The sequence below is a fragment of the Hydrogeniiclostridium mannosilyticum genome, from assembly GCF_003268275.1.
In the GTDB taxonomy this organism is placed as follows: domain Bacteria; phylum Bacillota; class Clostridia; order Oscillospirales; family Acutalibacteraceae; genus Hydrogeniiclostridium; species Hydrogeniiclostridium mannosilyticum.
Map to the genome: position 1 here is coordinate 277,991 of NZ_QLYR01000002.1, position 23,187 is coordinate 301,177.

The window sequence follows — 23,187 nt, forward strand, 5'->3', positions numbered from 1 at the left end:
AATTACCGAATAAGACAAAAATCCCGCCGGAGAATTTTCCAGCGGGATTTTAGCAGCCTGGGGACGGCGTCCCAAAACAAGGGGATGGGCCGGCCCGCGGGCGGTTCTGCGAATATGCTGCAAAAAGGGCCTTTTGCAGCATGCCAAGAAAGCTTTGGATCTATCTTGAAAGAGCTTGTAATCAAGGAGAGGACCGCTCTCGGAGCGGCTCAATCGCGGCGACCAGCACGGTAATATCGTCGTCGTGGCCGTCATCCCGGCGAGAGATTGCGCCGCCCACCAGTTCCTCCGCCAGCTCCTGCGGCAGCTGGCCCTGGAATTGGTCGACGGCATCGATTACCCAGTCCTCCCCCGCCGCCAGGGCGCCGTCGCTCATCAGTACCAGCAGGCCCTCGCCATCCACTGTGGCGGAGCTTTTTGAGAAGTGCGTCTCGTTGAGAATGCCAATAGGCAGCGAGGGTGTGTCAATGACGGAGGTGTGCCCGTTGGTGCGCAGCACGGAAAGCGGCGACCCGGCCTTGTAAAATTCGATTGTGCCTTGGAAGAGGTCGATGAGCGCGAGGTCGAGAGTGGCCAAGGATTCGTCTCCCGCCTTTACCAGCAGCGCGGAATTGACAATTTTTAAGCAGGCGTCCGCGCCGATGCCGGTTTGCAGCAGCCTGGCGGTCAACCCGCCTGCCATCGCGGCATCCACGGCGGCCCGACCGCCGTTGCCCATGCCGTCGCTGATGAGGGCGATCTGGCGCCCGGAGCCGTCCGAAAAGCACTCGCAGCTGTCGCCGCAGAGCTTGCCGTTGCCGCAGATATGCTGGGCATAGCCGGTGCGGATGCGGAATGCGGGGCGTTCCGCCATGGCAAGGCGGTAATTGCCGCGTGCCGCAGTCAGAACCGGCAGGTCAAAGGTCCTTCCGCAGGCGCGGGAGGCTTCCTTGGCGACAAAGGGCCGGTCGAGCAGGCCTTTTTCCTGCGGGGTGAGCTCGGCTTCCACCCGCAGCCGTCCAAAGGAGTCGATGCAGCAGTTGACATGAAGCGGGTTGATTTGCAGGGTGCGCAGAATCTCCGTGATTTTTTGCGCGGAAATCGTATCAATACGTTCAAATAATTCTAAATCGCCCGACAGGTCCTCCAATATGCGGCTCGCCATGCCGAACTGTTCGGCAGCCAGCGCGCGGATCTGGCTCACGCGCCGTTCCGCGGCCTCCCGCGCGGAAAATTCAAGATAATGGCGGCTGATGCTCTCGCTGACCTGGTTCATCCGGCTACAATGGGTGGAGAACGCTTCTGGAAAATCGCCGTGCAGTACGTACCCCTTTTCTTTCAGGGCGGGGCTGAGAGACAGCAGGCGTTCCATATTTTCATGGTAATTTTTGTCCCAGCAGTAAAGCTTCAGGCCGCATCCGGAGCAGACCTCACGAATGGTTTTCTCATAGACGACGCCCACGTCCTGCATGCAGGCAAGCTCAAGCTTTTTGGAGACCTCCTCCACCGCATCAGAGACGCCGTCAAGCGCCTTGGCGGCGTAGTCCAGCCGGCGGACAATTGCGCCGCGGAGCTCTTCACTTCGGTCGGAGGCCTTGCTCTCAGAGAAAAGTGCCGCTAGCCCGGCGCCAAATTTTGAGGGAAGCGCCAAATAGAGCACGGTGGCGATGGCGACCTCATAAAGCCCGGTGGTTACCGCCGCCCCGCCGCCGACTTGGAGAGAGGCAATTGCGTTTGCCAGCACAAAAGCCGCGGCGGCCGCCAGGCGGCCCACCGGGGAGAAAATGCCTGCGACCAGGCCGCCCAGCGCATAGGCGCCGGAAATGTAGCTCAGCCCCGTGGTAGCCATGCCGAAGGCCGCGCCGGAGGCGATGCCCGCAACGGCCCCGCCCGCCGGCCCGCCGTAGCGAGATGCGTAAAGGACTGCCAGCACGGCGGCGATGTGCCCCAGGGAAATCCCCGCGACAGAGAGCTCTGAGAGAGCGATTAAGAGGATGCCCAGGCTGATGAGCAGGCAGGAGGACTCTTGAATATTCAGCGGGGAGGAGCGCCGCCTCCCACGGAGCGTGCTCACCGTGCGTGAGAAAAAGTAAGCGGCGCCGGCGGATAAAAACGCCTCGGCAACAAAAAGCGCCGTGGTCCCGCCGGGGGAACCGTTTACAAAGGCGACGGCAAGCGCGGTTGTCAGCGCTGGAAGCCCTGCGGCCAGCGGGGCAAACGCCGGGTGGGCGCGCAGCTTCAGCAGGTCGCTGAGCGTCCAGCGGATTGCCGCGCAGGCCAGCACCGCGGCGATATAGTGGATGGGTACGGCGGCGTTTCCCGGCATCAGGTAGCCGGTAATCCCGCCGAGAACGGCGGCCCACATAGAGGAATAGGGGGCGGCGGCGACTGCGGCGACCCCGAACGGCGCATAACGGGCAAAAACAATTCCCCGGGCACACAGCAGGCCCAGCAGGCCGCAGATAATATGCGGGGCGATGCTGCCCGCGGCAGTGTGCGCCAGCCTGGAGAGGGTCCCCAGCACCCTGGAGGGGCCGCCCGCGGACACAGCGTGTTTCTCATTTGCCAGATTCATTGCAACACCTCATTTTAGACGGGCTTTCCAACAGATTATAATTGTGTGCTTAAAGAATGGATTTGGTGTCATATTACCCGCCCTTGGTGCATATTATTATACCTTCATGCAAACGGGGGCCATTGTCAAAACCTCGTGTACCTTTATGCGCTTATTTGTAAGGCCCGCGGGAAAAGGAGCTCCCCGTGGCGGAAAAGTGAAAAACCGGCTGATAAGCTTCGTAAAGCGCCTTTTCCCCCCTTTTCCCGCAGGGGGCCGCCGCTGCCCGGCATGGAGGCGGCGGCAAAAAAGCCCAGCAGCCCGCATTGATTCCCGGCGCACTTTATGTTAAAATAAAAATATTATTTGGAGCGTCTTGCAATCTATCGAACCGTGACGATATAAAGGAGGATTTTAAAAATATGGAGTACCAATTTTCAGAGCGCGTGCAAAATTTAAAGCCGTCGGCGATTCGCGAAATTTTTAAATATGCGGCAGACCCCGAGGTTATCTCCCTTTCAGCGGGAAACCCCTCGCCAGAGGCGTTCCCGGTCCGGGAGCTTGCCGAGGTGTCAAATGATATTCTGACGAACCGCCCCATCGATGCGCTGCAGTACAGCGTTACGGAGGGCTATGTGCCGCTGCGGGACTTCTTGCGGGATTATATGAAAAAGACCCACCATATCGGCCGCGATTTTGACGATGTTTTAATTACAACCGGTGCGCAGCAGGTGATGGACCTGACGACAAAATCGCTGTGCAATGAGGGGGATGTGGTGCTCTGCGAAGCGCCAAGCTTCATTGGCTCGCTTAACACCTTCCGCTCCTTTAAGGTCCGCTTGCGCGGAGTCCGCATGGAGGAGGACGGCATGGATCTTGAGGCGCTGGAGACCGCGCTGCGGGAAGAGCCGGCGGTAAAGTTCATTTATACCATCCCCAATTTCCAAAACCCCACCGGCATTACCATGAGCTGGGAAAAACGCAAGGCGGTTTATGCGCTGGCGAAAAAATACGGCGTCATGATCCTGGAGGATAACCCCTACGGGGACCTGCGCTTCAGCGGTGAGCATATACCGGCAATTAAGAGCCTGGATGAGGATGGGCTCGTGCTCTACAGCGGCAGCTTCAGCAAGGTTATTGCCCCCGGCCTGCGCGTGGGGTACGCCGTGGCGCCCAAGGCGGTTATGCAAAAGATGGTCGTCTGCAAGCAGGGCGAGGATGTGCACACCAATATCTGGAGCCAGATGGTGTGCGACGGTTTTCTGCGCCGTTATGATTTTGACGCGCATCTGGCCCGCCTGCGCGATATTTACCGGGAAAAATCGGCTTATACCATGGACCTGCTCGACAAGCACCTAGCGCCCTATATTACCTACCATCCAATTGACGGCGGCCTGTTCCTCTGGTGCACGCTGCCGGCCGGCGTGGACATGCCGGCGTTTTGCAAGCAGGCGGTGCTGCGTAAGGTCTGCGTTGTGCCGGGGAATGCTTTTCTCACCGATGAGGCCGAGCCCTGCCAGAGCTTCCGCATCAACTATTCCACACCCACGGACGAGCAGCTTGCAAAGGGCATCCAAATTCTGGGCGGCCTGATTCGTGAGATCGTAGAGAAATAAAGCAGGTCCGGCGGCGGGGCCTTGCCGTGCTTCTTGACAAGGAGCGGCAAGGGGCCTATAATAAATACCAATAAAGCTGTTTTGGCAGTTCAAAAGTGCTGCTCTGCGCAAAACATAGATAGGTTGAAACCGATGAACGGAAGAAGTAAGTTTGCTTTATCCCTTTAGCGAGCCGCGGACGGTGAAAGCGCGGCGGGGGCGGCAGGCCGAATGGGTCCGCGAGGGCGGGAAACAACCGGCCCGGGGCTCAGGCTCCGGCCGCAGTATTTTCCGACGGGAGCTTCACCCGTTATCCTGGAAGTGCAGGGGTTCCCTGCAGAGCGAGCGGGCGTCATCGCCAAGCCGGGTGGTACCGCAGGATTGATTGTAATGAAGGTCAAGCTTCCTGTCCCAGTTTAAGGGGACAGGAAGCTTTTTCTATGGCGTTCCTTGAAAAACAGGCGGCCCCGGCGCGCCGTGTTTATAAAAGGTTGCCAGTACCTTTTGGCGATTTAAATGGAAAGGAAGTTATGAGGATGGAAAACACAGCTGCCGAAAAAAAGACGGTCTTTAGCGCGATTCAGCCCAGCGGAAGCATTACGCTCGGCAATTTTCTGGGCGCCTGGAGGGGCTGCGCCGCCATGCAGGATGAATACCGCTGCATTTACGCGCTTGCGGATCTGCACACCATAACCGTTCGCCAGGAACCGGCTAAATTCCGCAAAAATACGCTGGAGGCCTATGCCCTGCTGCTGGCCTTTGGCATCGATGTGGAAAAAAGTCTGTTCTTTATTCAGAGCCAGGTGCCGGCGCATGCGCAGCTGGCCTGGGTACTGAATTGCTACACGCAGTTCGGCGAGCTCTCGCGCATGACGCAGTTTAAGGATAAGTCCGCCAAACATGCGGACAACATCAATGCGGGCTTATTCACCTACCCCAGCCTGATGGCAGCTGATATCCTGCTTTACCAGGCGGATCTGGTGCCGGTGGGCATTGACCAGAAGCAGCATATCGAGCTTGCGCGCAATATCGCGGAGCGCTTCAACGCCCTTTACAGTCCGACCTTCACGGTCCCGGAGGGGATGTTCCCAAAAACCGGCGCGAAAATTATGTCCCTGCAGGACCCCGCCAAGAAAATGAGCAAATCGGATGACAATGCCAACGGCTGTGTCTACGTGCTGGACACGCCGGACGACATCATGCGTAAGTTCAAGCGCGCCGTTACGGACAGCGAGGCCCGCGTCCACTATGCGGAGGGCAAGGATGGCATCAATAACCTGATGGGGATTTACGCCGTTCTGACGGGTAAAAGCTATGAAGAAATTGAGCGCGAATTTGAGGGGAAGGGCTATGGCGACTTCAAGGAGGCTGTGGGCCAGACCGTTGTAGAGGAGTTGGCGCCGATTCAGGAAAAATTCCGCCGGTTGATTGACAGCAAGGATTATCTGGAGGCCTGCTACCGTGAAAATGCACAGAAGGCCACGGCGATCGCCCAGCGCACATTGAATAAGGTAATGAAAAAGGTTGGCTTTTTACAGGTCAAATAAGGGTCGCCGCGCAGTTAAAAAGGATGCCGCAGCTATGCTTTAAGCAGCTGTAGGCCTCCTTTTTTATTTATGAGCTGGGATAAGGAGGGACGGCTGTAACAACCGGCTTCAAAAATAAGCGCTGGGGTTGGTGAAAGGGAAGCGGCATAGCCCTGGGCTGCGTAAGCTCCGGCGGCTGATATTATTTTATACAGCGTAAAAGCCATGCGGGGGATTGATTTCATCCGGAAAATCCCCTATACTGTTTTCAAGCTTGGCCGTGCGGCGGATCGCGTCTGCCGGCAGAGAGCAAGCAAGGGAGGGGAACATCTTGTCTTATCAAAATGCAATGGATGCGATTCAATTAAAGATGCCGGAAAAAATCCCGCGGACGGAGTACTCCGCTAGTGTGTATTGGGGCCTGATCCGGGCGGTCACCGGCATTCCTGTGGACAGCGGCAGCGGCGAGGCTGTCAAAAGACGGGCGATGATGGCCTTTGAGAAGGCCTGGGATTTTGGCTTTACCTGGTCGGTGCTCACCGGCGCGCCGGTGCTGGACCAATGCCGCACGCGGATGGGGCACGCCGTTTACGCGGAGGGCGGCACCGACTATGATACCCGCGTGGAATGCCCGTTTACAGAGGTGGGACAGGTACTGTCCTTTGACCCGTATGCGGTTTACGGGGAGCGGAACCGGGCGCTGTTGACACAGGAGTACGACGCGCACTATGATATTCTGTGTGCAGAACACCCGGACCAGGTCAATATGACCGGTATCTATATTACCATGATTTCTGGCTTGCTGGAGATTTTCGGCTGGGAGATGCTGCTGGAGGGACTGGGAGAGGATTCCGATCGCTTCGGGGCGGTAGCAAACCGCTACGCGGACTGGATTCTCCAATATTTTGAGGCGTTGGCAGCCAGTAAATCCGAGGTCGTCATGATCCATGACGACATTGTCTGGACCTCGGGCCCCTTTGTCAACCCGCAGTGGTACCGCAAGTATGTATTCCCCAATTATGAAAAGCTTTTTGAGCCCCTGCACCGGGCTGGGAAGAAGATTCTTTATACCTCGGACGGTACCTTTGACACCTTTGTAGATGATATTGCGGCCTGCGGCGTCAACGGCTTTGTCATGGAGCCTACCACGGATATGGCCTATATCGCGCGGAAATATGGGAAAACACACTGCTTTGTGGGCAATGCGGATTGTAGAATCCTGACCATGGGAACCAAGGAGGATATTCGCCGCGAGGTGGAGCGCTGTATGAATATTGGGCGCGATTGCCCGGGCTTCTTCCTGGCGGTGGGCAACCATATTCCCGCTAACGTGCCGGTCGAGAACGCTATTTATTATAACCAATGCTATGAGGAGCTGGCCTGGCGCAATTAAACAGGAGAATAGATAAAAATGGATTGAAGAGGACTGGTTCTTTGAACGCATTAAGGGTGGCGGAAGATTACCGGCTGGGCCTGGGGGAGGGCGGCTGCTTGAGCTTTCACCTAAGCGCCAGCCCCTGTATACAGATTAGGCTGAAGGGAGGCTGCAAAGTCAAGTATACCGGAGCTGCCCGGTATGCTTTTGTTCAGCCATATCAAAAAAGGCGGGCGGAACCATTTGGTTCCGCCTGCCTTTTTGACTATTGCTTATTCAAATCCGTCGCAGATATAATCAAGCCGTTCGACGGAGGCGCCGTTTTTCCAGTAGACGCGCGGAACGCGCTTGCTGACGTTGCATAGTAATTCATAGGAGATAGTGCCGAGCTTTTCCGCCAGCTCCCCGGCAGAGATACCAAGCCCAAAAAGCTCGACCTCATCCTCTGTGCGCACGTCCTGAAGCCCGGTGAGGTCCACCATCAGCTGGTCCATACAGATGCGGCCGATGATGGGCACGGGCCGCCCGTGTACCAGCACATAAGCGCCCTGGTCGCACAGGGCGCGGGGGTAACCGTCGGCATAGCCGATGGGAACGGTACCGACGGTCATTGGGCGGCTGGCGGTGAAACGGCGTCCATAGCTGACAGATACGCCGGGCTGAATTTCCTTGACCATGGAGAGGACGCTTTTCAGGGTCATAACGGGCCGGTAGTCCATCCTGCACCGCATTTGCGTAGAGGGGCTGAGGCCGTAAAGGATAATGCCGGGGCGCACCATGTCCAACTGGTATTCGGGGTAATCCAACACCGCCGCGGAGTTGGCGCAGTGGCGGATGGTGAAGGTGATTCCCCGCCCGGCGAGCGCATCGATGGCGCCGCAAAAAGCATGGTATTGCGCCTGGGTATATGCCCGCCCGGCTTCGCCCTCGTCCGCGGCGGCAAAGTGTGTGAAGATGCCCTCCGAAACCAGGCCGGGCAGGCGGCAGGCCGCCGCCATTTCCTCCAGTGCCTTGCCGTCCTGATCCGGGTGCTGGTAAAAGAAACCAATGCGCGACATGCCGGTATCTACCTTGATGTGGCTTTTAATCTGTACGTCCATCCGCACCGCACATCGTGAGAGCTCCCTGGCGTAATCGAGTGAATAGACCGCCTGAGAAACCTTCAGCGCATCCAGCTGCCCCGCCATGGCGGGGGGCGTGTAGCCGAGAATCAGAATCGGCAGCCGGATGCCGCCTGCGCGGAGCTGGGAGGCCTCCTCCAGATTGGAAACGGCGAACCAGTCGGCGCCAAGCTCCTCGTACTCCTTGCAGAGCACAACCGCTCCGTGCCCGTAACCATCCGCTTTGACTACACAGCAGATTTTTGTCTGCGGCTTCAGCCGCGCCTTAATTTCATGAAAATTATGGGCCAACGCCTCCAGGTCAATTTCGGCCCAGGTGCGCTTTAAATCAATGATACTCATTCGGTTGCATTCCTTTACTCAGCGGAAATAAGCCACGCCGGATTCAAAAATACGTTGATCCTTTTCAAAGGGAACGTTTTTATAAAGATGGCTGCCCTTGCGTTCCGAGTGGCCCATCTTGCCGAGGATGCGCCCGTCGGGGCTGGTGATGCCCTCAACAGCGCAGACGGATCCGTTGGGGTTCCAGGGGATTTCACCGCTTGGTATGCCTTCAGGCGTTACATATTGGGTAGCGATTTGGCCATTGGCAATGAGCTGCTTCATGGTCCGCCCGTCCGCGACAAAGCGGCCCTCGCCATGGGAGACCGGAACCGCAAATACATCGCCAGCCTGGACGCCGGAGAACCAAGGCGATTTCACGCTGGTGACGCGCGTATAGGCCATGTGGGAAACGTGGCGGCCCAGCGTGTTAAAGGTCAGCGTGGGGGCGTTGTCAGCCGGTTCGGTAATTCTGCCATAGGGTACCAGGCCCAGCTTGATTAAAGCCTGGAAGCCGTTGCAGATGCCGAGCATCAGGCCGTCGCGTTTTTCCAACAGGCCGGCGACCGCCTCGGAGATGCGCGGGTTGCGGAAGGTGGTGGCGATGAATTTGCCAGAACCGTCGGGCTCGTCGCCGCCGGAGAAGCCGCCGGGCAGCATGATAATTTGAGATTGCCGGATCATTTGCTCCATGCGGCCAATGGTCTCTTCGATGCCCTCGGGAGACAGGTTTCGCACCACAAGGATCTGCGGGTCGGCGCCGGCTGCCTCAAAGGCGCGCGCGGTGTCATATTCCGTATTGGTGCCGGGGAAAACCGGGATAAAGACCCGCGGACGGGCCGCTGCTCCCAAATGAACCGACGGGGCTTTAGCGGAGCGTTCGCCGTAAAGCGGAATTTCCTCGCTCAACGGTACCGCCTTTTCCCGGGTGGGGAATACCTTTTCCAGTGTGGAGTCCCAGGCGGCAGCCAGATCGTCCAGCGGCAGTACGGCGCCGTCCAGCACAATTTCCGGGGCCTCGGTGACCGTGCCGACTAGGAAGGCCTCCGCAGGCAGCCCGGCATCCGCCGCAAGCTCAACGACCAGAGATCCGGATACCGGCGCAAACAGCGTGAGCGGGTCGCGCATGGTTTTCTCCAGCCGGACACCCAGGCGGTTGCCGAAGGCCATCTTGGCGACGGCGGCGGCAATGCCGCCCTCCTTGACGACAGAAGCGGAGAGAATGGATTGATTTTCAATCAAGGTCCGGATTTTTTCATACCAGGCGGGCAGCTCCTCCCACTTTGGCAGCAGCGTGCCGTTGTCCTCGGGCAGCGGGAACGCCGCAACGCGGGAGCCCGCCTTTTGCAGGGCCGCGCTCAGCGTTTTGCTGGCCTTGGTCATGGTAACGGCAAAGCTGACCAGCGTCGGAGGGACGTCCAAATCCTCAAAGCTGCCGGACATGCTGTCCTTGCCGCCGATGGCGGGCAGACCCAGCTTCAGCTGGGCGGTTAAAGCGCCGAGCAGGGCTGCCGCGGGTTTGCCCCAACGCTCCGGCTTGTCGCGCAGGCGCTCAAAATATTCCTGGAAGGTAAGGCGCGCCTTCATAGGATCCGCGCCCACGGCGGCGAGCTTAGAAAGGCTTTCCACCACGGCGTAAGCCGCGCCGTGGAAAGGAGAAAAGCGGGAAATGCCCGGAATAAAGCCATAACTCATGGCGGTAGCGTCATCGGTTTCGCCGTGGTCCACGGGAACCTTGGCAACCATGGCGTCCTCAGGAGTCAACTGGTATTTGCCGGCATAGGGCATGAGCACCGTTGCCGCGCCGATGGAGGCATCAAAGCGCTCCACCAGCCCGCGCTGTCCGCAGACCTCCAAGCGGGCCAGGTTTTCCCGGAAGGCTTGCGCCAGCGGCTTATCCCTCAGCACGGCGGGCACCTGGTTGCGGTAATAGGCGCCGGCCTCTGGGGCCTCTATCCGCACGTCGGCCTCCTGTGTGACGCCGTTTGTGTCCAGGAAGGAGCGCGCAATATCGACGATGCGGTCGCCGCGCCAGGTCATGCGCAGGCGCGGGCTTTCCGTGACTTCGGCCACAACGCAGGCGTCCAGGTTCTCCTTGGCCGCCTCCGCGATGAAACGGTCTACATCTGCGGCAGCCAGCACCACAGCCATGCGCTCCTGGCTTTCGGAAATTGCCAGCTCAGTGCCGTCCAGGCCTTCATATTTTTTCGGAACACGGTCGAGCTCAATGGCAAGGCCGTCCGCCAGCTCGCCGATGGCAACGCAGACGCCGCCTGCGCCAAAATCGTTGCAGCGCTTGATGAGTTGGGAAACCTGCGGGTTGCGGAACAGGCGCTGCAGCTTGCGCTCGGTCGGCGGGTTACCCTTCTGAACCTCCGCGCCGCAAACTTCAACCGATTGCAGGGTGTGCGCCTTGCTGGAGCCCGTAGCGCCGCCGATGCCGTCGCGGCCCGTGGCGCCGCCAAGCAGAACCACCACGTCGCCGGGGGCGGGGCGTTCACGTACAACATTGCTCTTTGGCGAGGCGCCGATTACCGCGCCGATCTCCAGGCGTTTTGCCACATAGCCGGGGTCGTAGAGCTCCGTGACCTGTCCGGTGGCCAGGCCGATCTGGTTGCCGTAGGAGCTGTAGCCCTGCGCGGCCCCTGTGGTGATTTTGCGTGAGGGCAGCTTGCCTTCCAGCGTCTTTTCAAAGGGCACGGTCGGGTCACCGGAGCCGGTCACACGCATGGCCTGGTAAACATAAGAGCGTCCGGAAAGCGGGTCGCGGATTGCGCCGCCAAGGCAGGTAGCCGCACCGCCGAAAGGTTCAATTTCCGTCGGGTGGTTGTGTGTTTCATTTTTGAACTGAATCAGCCAGGGCTCGGTTTTGCCGTCGATGGTAACCGGCGCCTCGATGGAGCAGGCGTTAATTTCCTCACTGAGATCTAGGTCGGGAATCAGGCCGCGCTTACGCAGCAGCTTCATGCCAATGACTGCCATATCCATCAGTGAGACAGGCTTTTGCTCCGCGAGGCCGCCATACACCTCGCCGCGGGCGTCCATATAGGCGTCCAGCGCCTGCTGAATGGCGCCGCTTACGGCCTGCTGCCGGCTTTTTTCAATTTCAATGGTTCTCAGGCGGGTGGAAAAGGTCGTATGGCGGCAGTGGTCGCTCCAGTAGGTGTCAATGACGCGCAGCTCCGTCACGGAGGGGTCGCGGTGCTCCTGATCGGAAAAATAATGCTGGCAGAAAGCAAGATCCTCCAGGCTCATGGCAAAGCCCATGGTGTCATAATACCGCTTCAGCTCCTCCGCATTCCAGGTAATAAAGCCGCTTACCCGTGCAACGCTGGCAGGGACGTCTGCCTGCTGCTCCAGTGTCTCGGGCTTTTCCAAAGAAGCCAGGCGGCTTTCTACCGGGTTGATCAGGTAGGATTTGATTTTCTCCATCTCCCCGGCAGAAACATCTCCGGCGACAGCTACCACACGGGCGGTCACCACAGTGGGCCGCTCCCCCTGTGTGAGCAGCTGCACGCACTGCGCGGCGGAGTCTGCGCGCTGGTCATACTGGCCGGGTAGGTACTCCATGGCAAAAACCTGGTAGCCCGCCGGAACCGGATAGACCTCATCATAGACGTCGTCTACATTAGGCTCAGAAAAAATCGTGGTGCGCGCCGCGGCAAACTCCTCCGGCTTGAGGCCGGAAATGTCATAGCGGTTGAGCAGTTTTACATCCGTAACGCCGAGAAGGCCTAGGTTTTGGCGCAGGTCGTCGCAGACCTGCCGGGCCGCTACATCGAACCCGGGCTTTTTTTCTACAAATACTCTGATAACGTCAGACATATTTCCCCCGTTCCGGCCAAAAGGCCAACTGTAAAATTCCTATTTATTCTGTTTTATATTTTATCATATTATGAGGTGGGAATAAAGGGGATAAGGTGCACAATTTCCGCGCCGGCTTTTCCGATCCCTTGTGGCGGATTTTTGCAGAGATGCGGCTTACGTCCGTTGCAGCGAGGTTCCCAGGGTCTGCTGTGGAAAACTTATACAGCGATATTGTCATCGATACACGGATATCTCCCGGCTTCATAGCGCACCGCGCCCAGATCGGTATGCAACCGTGTGCCTTGTGCCGGAGGCCGAAGCAACTGCCAGGGATTAATTGCCCCGGCGGGTATTTGACAATGAATTTAATCTTAGCTATAATTAATTTTATAAAATAAGGGAAATGCATCCCTGAATATGGAAAGGTGGACGTAATGCCTGAAATTACGGTGATTGTCCCGGTTTATAAGGTGGAACCCTATTTGGAGACCTGTGTTAATTCAATATTGGCGCAGACTTTTACGGATTATGAGATTTTATTGATAGATGATGGCTCACCGGATAGTTGCGGCGAGATATGTGATGCATTCGAAAAAAAGTATCCTTTTATTAAGGCGGTTCATTGTGAAAATGGTGGGTTAAGCGCTGCACGTAATGTTGGAATAACGCAGGCAAAGGGCAGGTATTTATCATTCATTGATAGCGATGATTTTATCGCGCCCGATATGCTGGAAACGCTTTACCGCTTGATAACGGACAATCAGGCAGATATTTCCGCCTGTGGAATAATGGACTGCTTTGGGGAACGGAAAACGCTTCGCTGCCCTGCCGGGCAAACGATTATTTGCGATGCCGAGAAGGGGATCCGTATTATTCTAGCGGGGGAGAAGCTGTCTGTAAATGCAGTAAATAAATTATATAAAAAGAGTTTATTTGATAATATTCGTTTCCCTGTCGGTAAGACAAGCGAAGACGCTTTCGTAATGATTAAGCTCTTTGGCCTGGCGGCTACAGTTGCAATTACGACAGACCCAAAATATTTTTATATTCATCGGGAAGATAGTATTACAACGAAGGATTACCGCCCAAGTGACCTAGCGGTAATAGAGGCCTATGAACAAAATTTTCAATATATCAGGAAGGCTTATCCGTCGTTGGAGCAGCAGGCGGAGTTTCGGTGGCTGTGGTCTTATTGGTATATTTTAGAGAAAATGGTATTCAGTACAAAAATGGAGTATGACGGGGATCGAAAAAAGATCATTCTTTTTTTGCGGAAGAAGATGGGGCGTGTTCTGAGAAACCCCTATTTCAGTAAAAAGCGTAAATTAGTGGCGTTAACCCTGATGATTAATTGGAACCTATATCGGAGGATTACCCTTAAGCAAAAAAGCTACAGAAGAAAAAATATTTAGAGCACGAAATCGGAGGCGGGGCTACCCCCGCCTCCGATTTCGTGCCTTTATCCGGTTACGCCTCCCCGGTGATGCGGATATCGATGCCGTTGACCTCCACACCCTCGTCAGCGCGGATAAGGATGTATCTGGCGCCATTGAGGATGCGGGTTTCAATCAGGTCGCTGCGTTCCGGGTTCACCCGGATGGTGACGTCGGGCGTCCGGACCTCAAACTGCCGGTCATCGACGAGGTTGCGCGGGCTGAGGCAGGTGTCCGCGCCAAACTCGGCGTCATATTTCCGGTCGAAGGCCGCGACGTGTTCCCCGGACACACCGCTGTGCTCCAGCACGCTCTTGACCGTATCCTTTGAGACGACCAGCGGTTCCGGTTCTTTATTCGCCTTATGCTCCTCAATCATCTCGCGGAATTGCTCGTGAACCGTTTGAAGCACATCGTAATGGCATTCTTCGGCAAGCGTTTCGCTCAAAATACTCTGGAAGGCTTCCTTTTGCTCAGCGGCGGGAACGGGGGCCTCCAGGCGGAAAACCGCCTCAATGAACTCCGGGTGGTTCTCTGTGAGGTTGCGGGTATAGTACAGGGCATTGTATATGTTGGTGCTTCGGTCGTCAAAGGCCGGGAAGAGGAAACCGAGCTCCGGCGGAGAAACAAGCCAGTCCGGCCTTAAGCTGTGGAAGGAATTTTCGGGAACATAGTAGCAGAGTGCCGGCTTGGTCATTTTTACCGGGCAGACACTGCACAAAATGTAAGAATAAATCTCTGATGAGGCATCGTCCAGCGTTTCCCCGTCCTTGGAGCGGAAGGGGACGTCATAGGTGTCATGGGCAAGCAGAATCAGATAAGGCCCCTCCAAATTGACCGCATCGATAACGCGTTGGTAGAAGGCCCGCACCGCATCGTCCTCCTTGAGGGAGGAGCCCCGCAGCGCCATCAACAGCTTGTGCTCCTCGCCGTCCACCACCTGCTCGGTGGCAAAGGCGAGGCCGACCAGATTTTTGCCCAGCGTCCCGGAGAGGGTGCGCTTCAGGGTGGTGAGGATTTTTTCCCCCTCTTCCTGCGGCATCAGGGCGAGCGATTGATCAAACTCAGAGACAATCTCCCGTTTATCGTTGACATAGCAGCCGCGCACATGGGTGATATTGCTTTTATCGGGGCGGAACCGGCGGCGGATTTCCGCTATTTCTTTTTCATTCATATTCACAGTCCTTTTCTGATTCCATTCATTGAAATCGTTGGAATTTTTATTCATTATAGCACATGGGCGCGCCTGCTTCAAAATAATCTTGCTGTAGGATAGAGCGGAAAGCGGGGGGATTGCGTCGAGGCTGCGGCGATAAAATGTTTTTCCCGGGAGTGAAAAGCACCGGCAATATTTTTAAATAGAATCCGGTTGTAAAATACAAAAAAGGCAGCATAAACGCTGCCTTTTGAACGGATGGAAAACGCTTTACAGGAGCTTTTGCAGGTCATCCCAGACAGGATCAAGCGCATCGAGTATTTTACAATACAATTGATAGCGCTGTTCCAGGTAGGGCCGGTTTTCCGCATTGGGATAAACGGCAGGGTTCACGGTGGACATCCTCTGCGCGGCCTGGGAAAGGTCCTGGTAATCGCCTGCGGCAACAGCAGCCGCCATGGCGCAGCCGAGCGCGCCTGTTTCCTTGACATCGACGGTTTCGATGGGATACCCCATGAGATCGGCAAAAATCTGCGTCCAGACCGCAGAACGTGCTACGCCCCCTGCCAGGCGGATGGACGCCGGCGGCGCGGAACGGGTAGCCAGCAGCTTGTCAAGGTGGTAACGGTGGGAGAAGGCAATACCCTCAAAGACACTGCGCATCAGGTGCTTGCGGGTGTGGTAGTTGCTCAGGCCGGTAAACGATGCCTTGGCGTTGGGGTGAACGTTGCTTGCCATGAGGAATGGAGTAAAAATAGGGCAAAACTCGCTGGCGGGAATGTCCTCCACCCACTGGTCGGTCAGCTTGTAGACCGAGGTCCCATCCTTTTTAGCCTGTTCTCTCAGCTCCGGCAGCAGGGTTTTGACAAACCACTCATGGTTACCCGCCGAGGTGGCGCTGCTCTCCTCAATCAGGTAGTATTCCGGCAGGCAGAACAGGGAGTTCATCAATACCTTGCCGTCCAGAACCGGTTCCCGGCGGATGTACTCGTTTATACTCCAGGTGCCGGCAATCATGCAGATGTGCTCCTCGTCCGCGGCATTGACGGCAATGAGGCAGGCGTCGATGTCAAACATGCCGCCCGCGACCGGTGTGCCGGCCTTCAACCCGGTTTTTTCAGCGGTTTCGCCGGTGATGCGGCCGCAGATATCCGTGGACTGGCGCAGTGGAGGCAGCTTATCCAGCCAGGCCTCCAGGCCGAACAGACGCAGAAGCTCGGGATCATACCGGCGTGTTTTCAGGTTGACAAAGTTGGCGCCCGAGTAGTCGGTGATTTCGCCGTAGGCCTCCCCGGTCAGGCGGAAACGCACATAATCTTTACACTCAAAAATCCACTGGGTTTTCTCCAGGCACTCCGGCTCGTGGTCCTGCAGCCAGGCCAGCAGCGAGACGGGCTGGCAGGCCATAATATGCTGGCAGGATTTGGCGAACACCTTTTCAGCGGTACCGTCTTTTTCCCACCGAAGCGGGTATTCCCAGGCGCGGTTGTCCGTGGAGATGATGCCGGGGCGCGCGGGCCTGCCGTCCTTACCCCAGAGGTAGAGGCCCTTTCCATGCCCGCAGCAGGCGACGCCTGCGATGTCGGCGGCATCGATGCCTGTCTGTGCGATTACATCGCGGATAACGGTGCAATTGGCCTGCCACATCTCCTCCATGTCGCGCTCTGTAAAACCGGCGCGGGGAACCAGCATGGCGGTCTCTGTGGAGGCGACGCCCGCGCAGAAGCCGTCTTCGCGGTAAAGGGCGGCTTTCGTAGTGGTGCCGCCGTTGTCAATGCCCATGTAATATTTCATGGCTTTTTACCCTCCTCTTTCAATGCAGCCAGCGCTTTCCGGTATTGATCCTCTACAAATTTCCTGGCGGCCGTAATTTCGTGCAGGTTGTCCTGCTGGGGGTCATACCACATCTCAATCAGGTACGGCCCTTTATATTGCAGCTCCTCCAGCTTGCGGAAACAGGCGGAAAAGTCCACGCAGCCGGTTCCGAAGGGAACGCACTTGAACTTTCCCGGAAAGCCGGGCCGGACGGCAAGCGTCTCTTTAACATGCACCGCTACGATGCTGCCGCGGCCCTTTTCGAGCTCCCGCTCCACATCGTTGCCCCAGGCGGAAAGATTGCCGAGGTCGGGGTAAACCGCGTACCAGGGCGAGCGAAGCTGCTGCTCATACCAAAGGTTTTTGGTAATGGAGTTCAAAAATGGGGTGTCCATAATCTCCATGGCCAGCATGAGCTGCTTTTGCTCAGCCAAGCGGCAGGACCATTGCAGCCCCTCCAGGAAAGCCTGGCGGCTCTCCTCGGTGGAGTCCTCATAATAGACGTCGTAGCCGGCCAGCTGAATAACCCGGATGTTAAATTCCAGCGCGAAGTCCACAGCCTTGTCCATGATGTCATAGGCGCGGGCGCGGATGTCTGGGTCGGCGCTGCCGAAGGGAAAACGGCGGTGAGCAGAAAGGCACATGGAGCGCAGCGGCACGCCGCTTTCCCGGATGGCCTGGTGCAGCGCGGCCCGCTCGGCCGGGCTCCAGTCCAAGCGCGCCAGCCGTTCGTCGGATTCGTCAATGGAGATTTCCACAAAGTCAAAGCCCAGGCTTTTGGCAGTGCTCAAGCGGTCAAGCCAGCTCAGCGCGGGGTTGAGCGCCTTTTCGTAGAGGCCGAGATCATGCTGATGTAACATTGTCAGACTCCTTTTTCTACAAAACGCACCGGAACGCGCCCTTCCGGTGGCGGAGGGAACGGCCCGGAGCAGCGTTCATTCAGTGACGGGCAGGTGGTTAATCGTCAAAGGAGGGCATGGGCATCTCCGGGTGGTTGGGGCCGAAGTGCTTGAGCATTACCAGCGGCTCGCATACGGAGTTGTTGGTAATGGTAACGCCTTTTTCAGCCGCCTCCTGCCCCACGAAGAACTCGTCTGCGCTCAGCTGGCCGAAGCGCAGCATACCGGCAGTCTCGCAGCGGTAGCCGCCGAGGGTGCCGAAGCCCTGGGTAAGGATGCAGCCATAAGCGCCGCTATCCTTGATGGTGACGGTCTGGCCCGGCAAAACGGTAAGCTCCTTGGCGCCGACGTAGTCATTGCCGTAAACCACCCATTTTTCCACGTAGACGCCCTCCTGCTCCGAAGCAAGCAGCGGCGGGCGGAAGTAGTGCTTTTTGTAATGCGGGTCGGTGTTGGCCTCCCAATCCATCAGCTCCATTACGGCATCGATGCTGTCCTTTTCATTCTCGGGCAGGTTTTCCACCAGGAAGCCGCGGTTATAGACTTCACCGGAGGCTACATTTTCATATACGGAGTTGACGTCGCTATTCCACTGGGGCTCATAGGTAAGGTAGGAGCCCGGCGCGTGAACGACCCCGGGCGGCGTGTACCAGCCAGTGCCCAGCTGGATGCGGTAGGCACGAGAGAGCTCGGTGATGCGGTTGTCGCCGGCTTCATAGGCGAGCAGGCGCTCGCGCACCTCCTCCTTGGTGCAGTCGGGGTCGAAGCCAAAGTAGGTAGCTGGCAAGGAACCCTCATAATTGTTGTACTGCGGCGGGAAATAGTAGGCCTCCGGCTTGCCCAGGCGGCCGACCTTGGCGGCGTCCTTAAAGGTGAGGTGCAAGTGGTGGAACAGCGGCACAGCGTTGTCAAAAAACTTGGCATACATTGGCCAGCCGCCGAATTTTTCCATCATTTCCTTGCCCACCAATACCTCTCGGAGTTCGTCAACCGCGTCTTTGAGGAGAAACCTCTCGTCCGGCGCCGTTCCGCAGGAGACATAGCTCATGCCCTCGTCCGCCGGAGCCAGGGGGCCGTTGTTCGCCGCGATGGTGCTGCTGAACCAGCGTTCCTTCATACCGCCGCGTATGGTCCCCAGCGCGAAGTAATCGTCCGGGTGAAGGCGGAGCCGGTGGCCCGGGCTGGAAAATTGACGGGGGACAAAAACGGGAATTAGCTTGAGGATGCCGCCGTTTCGGTCATAAGTCTGACGGATAATTTGACTTTGATTCATATAAATTCCTCCCAAATATGTAGGCTAAGGTAAAAGATAACGCCGGGTGAATGAAGGCTTTACCCGCAACGGGTGAGAACCGGCCTTCTGCCATTGCCAAAGGGCTTTACCCCTTGACAATACGAGGGACGCTAAAGAAAACGTTGCCGGTAAAACATTAAGCAATGAAAAATAAGATATAAAAACGTTTTTCTTACTTGCTATTTAAAATCATACCCCGATAATACAGGTTTTGTCAAGATGAAAACACTTTTTGGCTGTCGTGAGAAAAATTTACCTGTAAAGCCGGGGAGCTTTAATTATAGATATTGCCTGATGGCCCCCATAAGCTGGGGCATAAAACGAAAGTCATGATGGCTCCATGGCGTTGGGCTAATCGGCAGGATTACGAGGAGAGCTCCAGGGCCTTTTCTAAAAATAATCTGTGGGCAAGGCCGCCCCGCTCCTGGCCTTGTGCGCCCGGAGCCGTTCCAGTTCCTCGCTGCTGTAGCCGTGGGTTTGGGCGAGGGGATGGATGCTCTCAAGAATATCGGCCAGTTCCTCAAGGGTACGGTTATTGAGGTGTTCCTCCGTTTCTTCACGGAACTTTTGCCTCAGGGCTTCTTGGTAAGCCTTGCCGTCCAGCATGGAGCAGACGGCCTGTTGTCTGTTAGCGGCAATGATTTCCGGAATCCGGTCGCGGACCAACTTCTGATGCGGTGTTTCCTTCGTTTTAGGATCTCTTTTTTGCTCTGAGAAGCCCCCACAGGCTTTTTAGCGTTGCAGGCGCAGGGCGGCGCGCAGATCTCCTTCACGGTCCGGATCCAGCGATCCGTCGAAATTCACACAGGTGGAATAGATAAAACGGCCCGTTTCTGCGGTGACACGCCCGATAAGCTCCGCGTGCTCATAGGCGTTTAAAACACAAAGATGCTGTGTGGCGACCGGGCTGTTGTGGCAGATGATGGACATGTCGTCCCGAATCTGGGTTGCGGCGAGCGGGAGGTCGGTCTCACAGCTGGAAAAATTGACGCCGATCAGCGGCTTTACCTCGCCCAGCGCCTGAAGGACATGGTTCATGGAGCCGCAGGTATGAACGAGAACGCCGCCGAACGCCTCGCCGATTTTTTGCAGATAGGGGTTCATAAACTCGCGGACAATATCCGCCGAGACTACAGCCACCAAGTCCTCGCTCAGCGCGACGCCCTTTTCCTGTGGAAGCCACAGGCAGGGCAGACAGTGAAAAAAGGTGATGTCGCCCCCAGCGGCCTCATCCATTTTTTTGCAGTAATCTATGAAAATATCCGTACATCTGGAAATCAGGTAATGAACCTCGTCCGGGTAGTCGTAGCAGGCGATGAGGAAGTCCTCAATACCCCAGATTTGGCTTGCCACTGAAAAGGGGCCTTGCATATCGGTCTCATAAAAAGAAATCCGGCCCTGTGTTTTTTGACGCCAGTACTTAATTTTATCGAGCATTTCCCCGCCGGCGGTGTCGGGGGTAAAGCCGGCCTCCGGCAGGCTGTAGACGTCCTGGGGGGCGCTGATGGCCGGCTTGACCCGGACGGAATTTTCAGCAAATTCCTCCACACATCCGAAATAGGAGGGCAGGGTGAGCTGGCGAATTCCGGGGGAAAGCGCGGGGTAAAAATCGTCGTCCCATTGCTCCCCGTGGCGGGCAATCCCCGCGAGCTGGCAGGCCAGCTCGCGGTCATAAGGGGAGAGAGACGCCAGCTGCTCAGGCGGGAGGCTGTTGTCCAGGTGGAAAGCCGTGTAGGGAATGTGTTCCCCACGGCCGGTGTGGTTCCAAAAGCTGGTCATGCGGTCCCGAATCGCCTTTTTGCGCTGTTCAGGATAGACGCGGTCGATGCGGTCGAGTAACTCAGAGATAAGCCGGCCGGTTTCTTGCGTATTCATCATCGTAAACCTCCGTCAATTTCGGTGGGGATCAGCGCCCGCCGTTTCATGCGGCGATGCTATTGCAGGGCAGCCGCTGCCGCTTGGGCGCCGGCTGCTTTTTTGCAGATGAGCGCGGTCAATTCAGCCGCGAGCGCCTTGTATTGCCGCAGGGATTTTTCCTCATACAGGGTCAGTACATAATCGGGAACGCTTGCCATTCCGCCCATACAGGCGGAGAGCAGGGCCGTTTGGCAGGCGATGGTGTCGCTGTCACGGCCGATGTTGGTGCCGCCGACCATACACTGCCAGACATCTCCGTTTGCCACCTTGAAGATTGCCAGCGTCAGGGCGATGACCTCCCACGGGTCCTGCCCGTTGTAGGACAGGAAGCGGTCGTATAAAATCTGCCGGACTTCCAGGACGTCGCGGTAGCCTTCGACTGCGTCGAGGACCTCCTGAAAATAGGCGCGGGCATCCCGTTTTTCAAGATGATCAAATAGGCATAGGGGTTCCCTTGGCGCGGCGTCCAGTGCGGCGGCAATCACATTTTCGACGGTGGCATCCCGGCGCAGCGCCTGTGCTGTGGCGGCACAGAGCATGGCTGCCGCGTGAACGTCAAAGCCGCGCTGATACTGGTAGGCCAGTTCCAGGCCGTCGCGTCCTGCGGTGAACGGGTCGCCCACATGGTACATGCCCACGCCGTCGCAGCCCATCAGAGCGCTGCCCGTGACCACGTTCCAGTGCCCGCAGGCATGCGGCTTCAGGCCCTTCTTCAGCACATCAAGGCCGTGCTGGGAGTCATAATAGAATTTTTTAGGGTTCATCTTTTGCAGGAAGGTGTCTGCAAGATCCTCCGGGTAGATTCTGCCCTGACAGTTGAGGATGGTCTCAATCCACATGATCAGCATGGCGGCGTCGTCCTCTGTGTCGATCCGTTTTGCATCCAGGATTTCGGTAACCACACCGTAATGCGCGGCAATCCAGCCGTAGCTCCGGTCCTCCACCGGGCTGCCCATCACGTTGGCGGCGGTTCCCGCCAACAGGCCCGCCAGAATTCTGTCATACAATTCGGTTTCCGCGGCCTCTTCCGCCGTCCTACAACCAGCGGTAAGCGTGTAAATTTCCCTGGCAACCCGGCGTTCACGGGCCGCCCGGCTGGCCAGCATGGGGCCGCAGGCCGAGAGATACGCCTCAAGCTCCTGGTGATGGACGGCGTCCAGCGCCTCGTCCCAGCCGACTCCCCAGTCGTAGCCATTGACGGCGGCGTAAAGGCTGGCCCCAATCATAGCGGCAAAGCGGCTGTCCGCCGCCTCAAGCAGCAGGCAGAGGAAGGCGGCCCAATCCATCTGGTGTACAAACGCATAGCCCAGGCAGGCGGCCGCGCTGTAGAAGGACTGCATCCAGTCGCAGTCCACGGTACAGGTGCTTGCAAAAAATTCCGGGGCGCGCAGGTAGGCCAGCAGCTCCTGTGTGCCGGAACAGTTCTCCGCTGTTTGGATGGCATCGCGCAAGAGCCGGAAGGCGGATTCATTGCGCTTTTCGAGCTTACGAAGCATAGCGGCCTTAACGCAGTCCCAGCTGGCCCGGGGCAATATGGCCTGAGAGATTGCCGCAGCGAGCGCCCCGGTCAACTCTACAATATCGCCGCCGTTCAGCGTGCGGCAGAGCTTGACCCCCTCCTCATAGGCGTCGTCCGCATGTACGGCCCAGTAAATTCCCGCGGGCCAGGCTACCCAGCAGCCGGAGACGACCGAGGCGGCGTAAAGGCCGCTGATGCGGGGGTTCATCCCCTCTGCCATCAGCTCCAGGCAGGAACGCTGCACGCCCTGCGGCAGCAGCCACTCCCGGGCGCCAAGCATGAAATCACGAAACTGCTCGGGAGAGAGCATGCTGTTTTGCCGGGCGTACTCCATGCCCAGGCCGAGAATGTGCGGGACCGTGTCCACAAAGCAGGTAGGCGGCCAGCCTGGGGTGGTAATGGCAGGCGGGTTCTTGATGAGGACCTCAAGCTGGCCTTGCAGCGCCTCGGGGCCGATAGCCGTCTGGGCGGCCTCTTCGCCGGGGAGCCGCTGGCCCCACCAGCGGCGTTCGCTCCATTGACCCATTTGATGTCCGAGAATCATCCCCCGCAGGAGGGACTCAACCCTATGAACGGCTTTTGTCATGGCAATCATCCTTTCGTCGGCAATCCTGTTTTGAATGCGGCAAGCGAGAAAACCGTTTTTTTAAACTGGGGACAGTGCCCTGATATTCGCTGTGGGCAGTCTTTTCAGCCGCATTTTACCATAGCGGCATATGGAAATCAATAGAAAGTTCAGCCGTTGCATGGAAACCTTTTCATATTGTGGCTTTCTTTCAGGAAAAGAGCCCTTGCGGGCGGATGGAAATAAAGGCTGTAGGGGGTCCGGGTAGGCGAACGGCCTAAAAAATAATAAAGAAAAACCGCCCTCAGTAT

The 23,187-nt window shown here is 57.2% G+C and carries 14 protein-coding genes; 4 read left to right on the top strand and 10 right to left on the bottom strand.

Translation table 11 applies throughout. The features are described 5' to 3' along the window. Positions 1–181 precede the first annotated feature (181 nt). Positions 182–2,554, bottom strand: a complete 2,373-nt coding sequence (locus DPQ25_RS06175) for a SpoIIE family protein phosphatase (protein WP_112332288.1) — start codon at positions 2,552–2,554, stop codon at positions 182–184. Between the two features lie 401 nt (positions 2,555–2,955). On the opposite strand from DPQ25_RS06175, the gene DPQ25_RS06180 reads away from it, so the two are divergent. From DPQ25_RS06180 to DPQ25_RS06200, 3 genes are all read left to right on the top strand, one after another. Continuing rightward, complete coding sequence (locus tag DPQ25_RS06180) at positions 2,956–4,149, top strand: aminotransferase-like domain-containing protein (protein ID WP_112332289.1); 1,194 nt, start codon at positions 2,956–2,958, stop codon at positions 4,147–4,149. Between the two features lie 509 nt (positions 4,150–4,658). Beyond that, positions 4,659–5,675: a tryptophan--tRNA ligase gene (trpS, locus tag DPQ25_RS06190; RefSeq protein WP_407928155.1), complete on the top strand. Its 1,017-nt coding sequence runs from the start codon at positions 4,659–4,661 to the stop codon at positions 5,673–5,675. Positions 5,676–5,985: 310 nt separating this feature from the next. Then, positions 5,986–7,047, top strand: coding sequence for a uroporphyrinogen decarboxylase family protein (locus DPQ25_RS06200; RefSeq protein WP_112332292.1), 1,062 nt, complete (start codon positions 5,986–5,988; stop codon positions 7,045–7,047). A 254-nt stretch (positions 7,048–7,301) separates the two neighbouring features. Here DPQ25_RS06200 and alr read toward each other — a convergent pair whose 3' ends face one another. Both alr and DPQ25_RS06210 read right to left on the bottom strand, forming a co-directional pair. Further along, positions 7,302–8,492 carry an alanine racemase gene (gene alr / locus DPQ25_RS06205; RefSeq protein WP_112332293.1) on the bottom strand — a complete coding sequence of 397 codons (1,191 nt, stop codon included), beginning with the start codon at positions 8,490–8,492 and terminating at the stop codon, positions 7,302–7,304. Positions 8,493–8,510: 18 nt separating this feature from the next. Continuing rightward, entirely contained in the window at positions 8,511–12,296 is a 3,786-nt protein-coding gene (locus tag DPQ25_RS06210) for a phosphoribosylformylglycinamidine synthase (RefSeq protein WP_112332294.1), read from the bottom strand. A 416-nt stretch (positions 12,297–12,712) separates the two neighbouring features. Here DPQ25_RS06210 and DPQ25_RS06215 point away from each other — a divergent pair, with 416 nt between their 5' ends. Further along, positions 12,713–13,690 (top strand): glycosyltransferase family 2 protein, encoded by a 978-nt coding sequence (locus DPQ25_RS06215; protein WP_112332295.1) that lies wholly within the window; start codon positions 12,713–12,715, stop codon positions 13,688–13,690. A 55-nt stretch (positions 13,691–13,745) separates the two neighbouring features. Here the strand turns inward: DPQ25_RS06215 and DPQ25_RS06220 are convergent, their stop codons facing one another. From DPQ25_RS06220 to DPQ25_RS06250, 7 genes are all read right to left on the bottom strand, one after another. Then, positions 13,746–14,885 (bottom strand): DUF4317 domain-containing protein, encoded by a 1,140-nt coding sequence (locus tag DPQ25_RS06220; RefSeq protein ID WP_112332357.1) that lies wholly within the window; start codon positions 14,883–14,885, stop codon positions 13,746–13,748. A gap of 252 nt (positions 14,886–15,137) precedes the next feature. Next, entirely contained in the window at positions 15,138–16,661 is a 1,524-nt protein-coding gene (locus DPQ25_RS06225) for an FGGY-family carbohydrate kinase (RefSeq protein WP_112332296.1), read from the bottom strand. Continuing rightward, entirely contained in the window at positions 16,658–17,542 is an 885-nt protein-coding gene (locus DPQ25_RS06230) for an L-ribulose-5-phosphate 3-epimerase (protein ID WP_112332297.1), read from the bottom strand. Before DPQ25_RS06230 ends, DPQ25_RS06225 begins: the two co-directional genes overlap by 4 nt. Positions 17,543–17,639: 97 nt before the next feature. After that, positions 17,640–18,854 carry a hypothetical protein gene (locus DPQ25_RS06235; protein ID WP_112332298.1) on the bottom strand — a complete coding sequence of 405 codons (1,215 nt, stop codon included), beginning with the start codon at positions 18,852–18,854 and terminating at the stop codon, positions 17,640–17,642. Positions 18,855–19,265: 411 nt separating this feature from the next. Further along, a complete protein-coding gene (locus DPQ25_RS06240) occupies positions 19,266–19,541 on the bottom strand; it encodes a nucleoside triphosphate pyrophosphohydrolase (RefSeq protein ID WP_207657296.1) in 276 nt (91 codons plus the stop codon). Positions 19,542–19,607: 66 nt separating this feature from the next. Next, positions 19,608–20,753 carry a uroporphyrinogen decarboxylase family protein gene (locus DPQ25_RS06245; protein ID WP_112332299.1) on the bottom strand — a complete coding sequence of 382 codons (1,146 nt, stop codon included), beginning with the start codon at positions 20,751–20,753 and terminating at the stop codon, positions 19,608–19,610. A 56-nt stretch (positions 20,754–20,809) separates the two neighbouring features. Beyond that, positions 20,810–22,897, bottom strand: a complete 2,088-nt coding sequence (locus DPQ25_RS06250) for an ADP-ribosylglycohydrolase family protein (protein WP_177576867.1) — start codon at positions 22,895–22,897, stop codon at positions 20,810–20,812. Positions 22,898–23,187: the final 290 nt, after the last annotated feature.

Bases quoted from the DNA above. Each gene is read 5' to 3' on its own strand.
- DPQ25_RS06175 (WP_112332288.1), bottom strand. From the start codon at position 2,554: ATGAATCTGGCAAATGAGAAACACGCTGTGTCCGCGGGCGGCCCCTCC.
- DPQ25_RS06180 (WP_112332289.1), top strand. From the start codon at position 2,956: ATGGAGTACCAATTTTCAGAGCGCGTGCAAAATTTAAAGCCGTCGGCG.
- trpS (WP_407928155.1), top strand. From the start codon at position 4,659: ATGAGGATGGAAAACACAGCTGCCGAAAAAAAGACGGTCTTTAGCGCG.
- alr (WP_112332293.1), bottom strand. From the start codon at position 8,492: ATGAGTATCATTGATTTAAAGCGCACCTGGGCCGAAATTGACCTGGAG.
- DPQ25_RS06210 (WP_112332294.1), bottom strand. From the start codon at position 12,296: ATGTCTGACGTTATCAGAGTATTTGTAGAAAAAAAGCCCGGGTTCGAT.
- DPQ25_RS06215 (WP_112332295.1), top strand. From the start codon at position 12,713: ATGCCTGAAATTACGGTGATTGTCCCGGTTTATAAGGTGGAACCCTAT.
- DPQ25_RS06220 (WP_112332357.1), bottom strand. From the start codon at position 14,885: ATGAATGAAAAAGAAATAGCGGAAATCCGCCGCCGGTTCCGCCCCGAT.
- DPQ25_RS06225 (WP_112332296.1), bottom strand. From the start codon at position 16,661: ATGAAATATTACATGGGCATTGACAACGGCGGCACCACTACGAAAGCC.
- DPQ25_RS06230 (WP_112332297.1), bottom strand. From the start codon at position 17,542: ATGTTACATCAGCATGATCTCGGCCTCTACGAAAAGGCGCTCAACCCC.
- DPQ25_RS06235 (WP_112332298.1), bottom strand. From the start codon at position 18,854: ATGAATCAAAGTCAAATTATCCGTCAGACTTATGACCGAAACGGCGGC.
- DPQ25_RS06245 (WP_112332299.1), bottom strand. From the start codon at position 20,753: ATGATGAATACGCAAGAAACCGGCCGGCTTATCTCTGAGTTACTCGAC.
- DPQ25_RS06250 (WP_177576867.1), bottom strand. From the start codon at position 22,897: ATGACAAAAGCCGTTCATAGGGTTGAGTCCCTCCTGCGGGGGATGATT.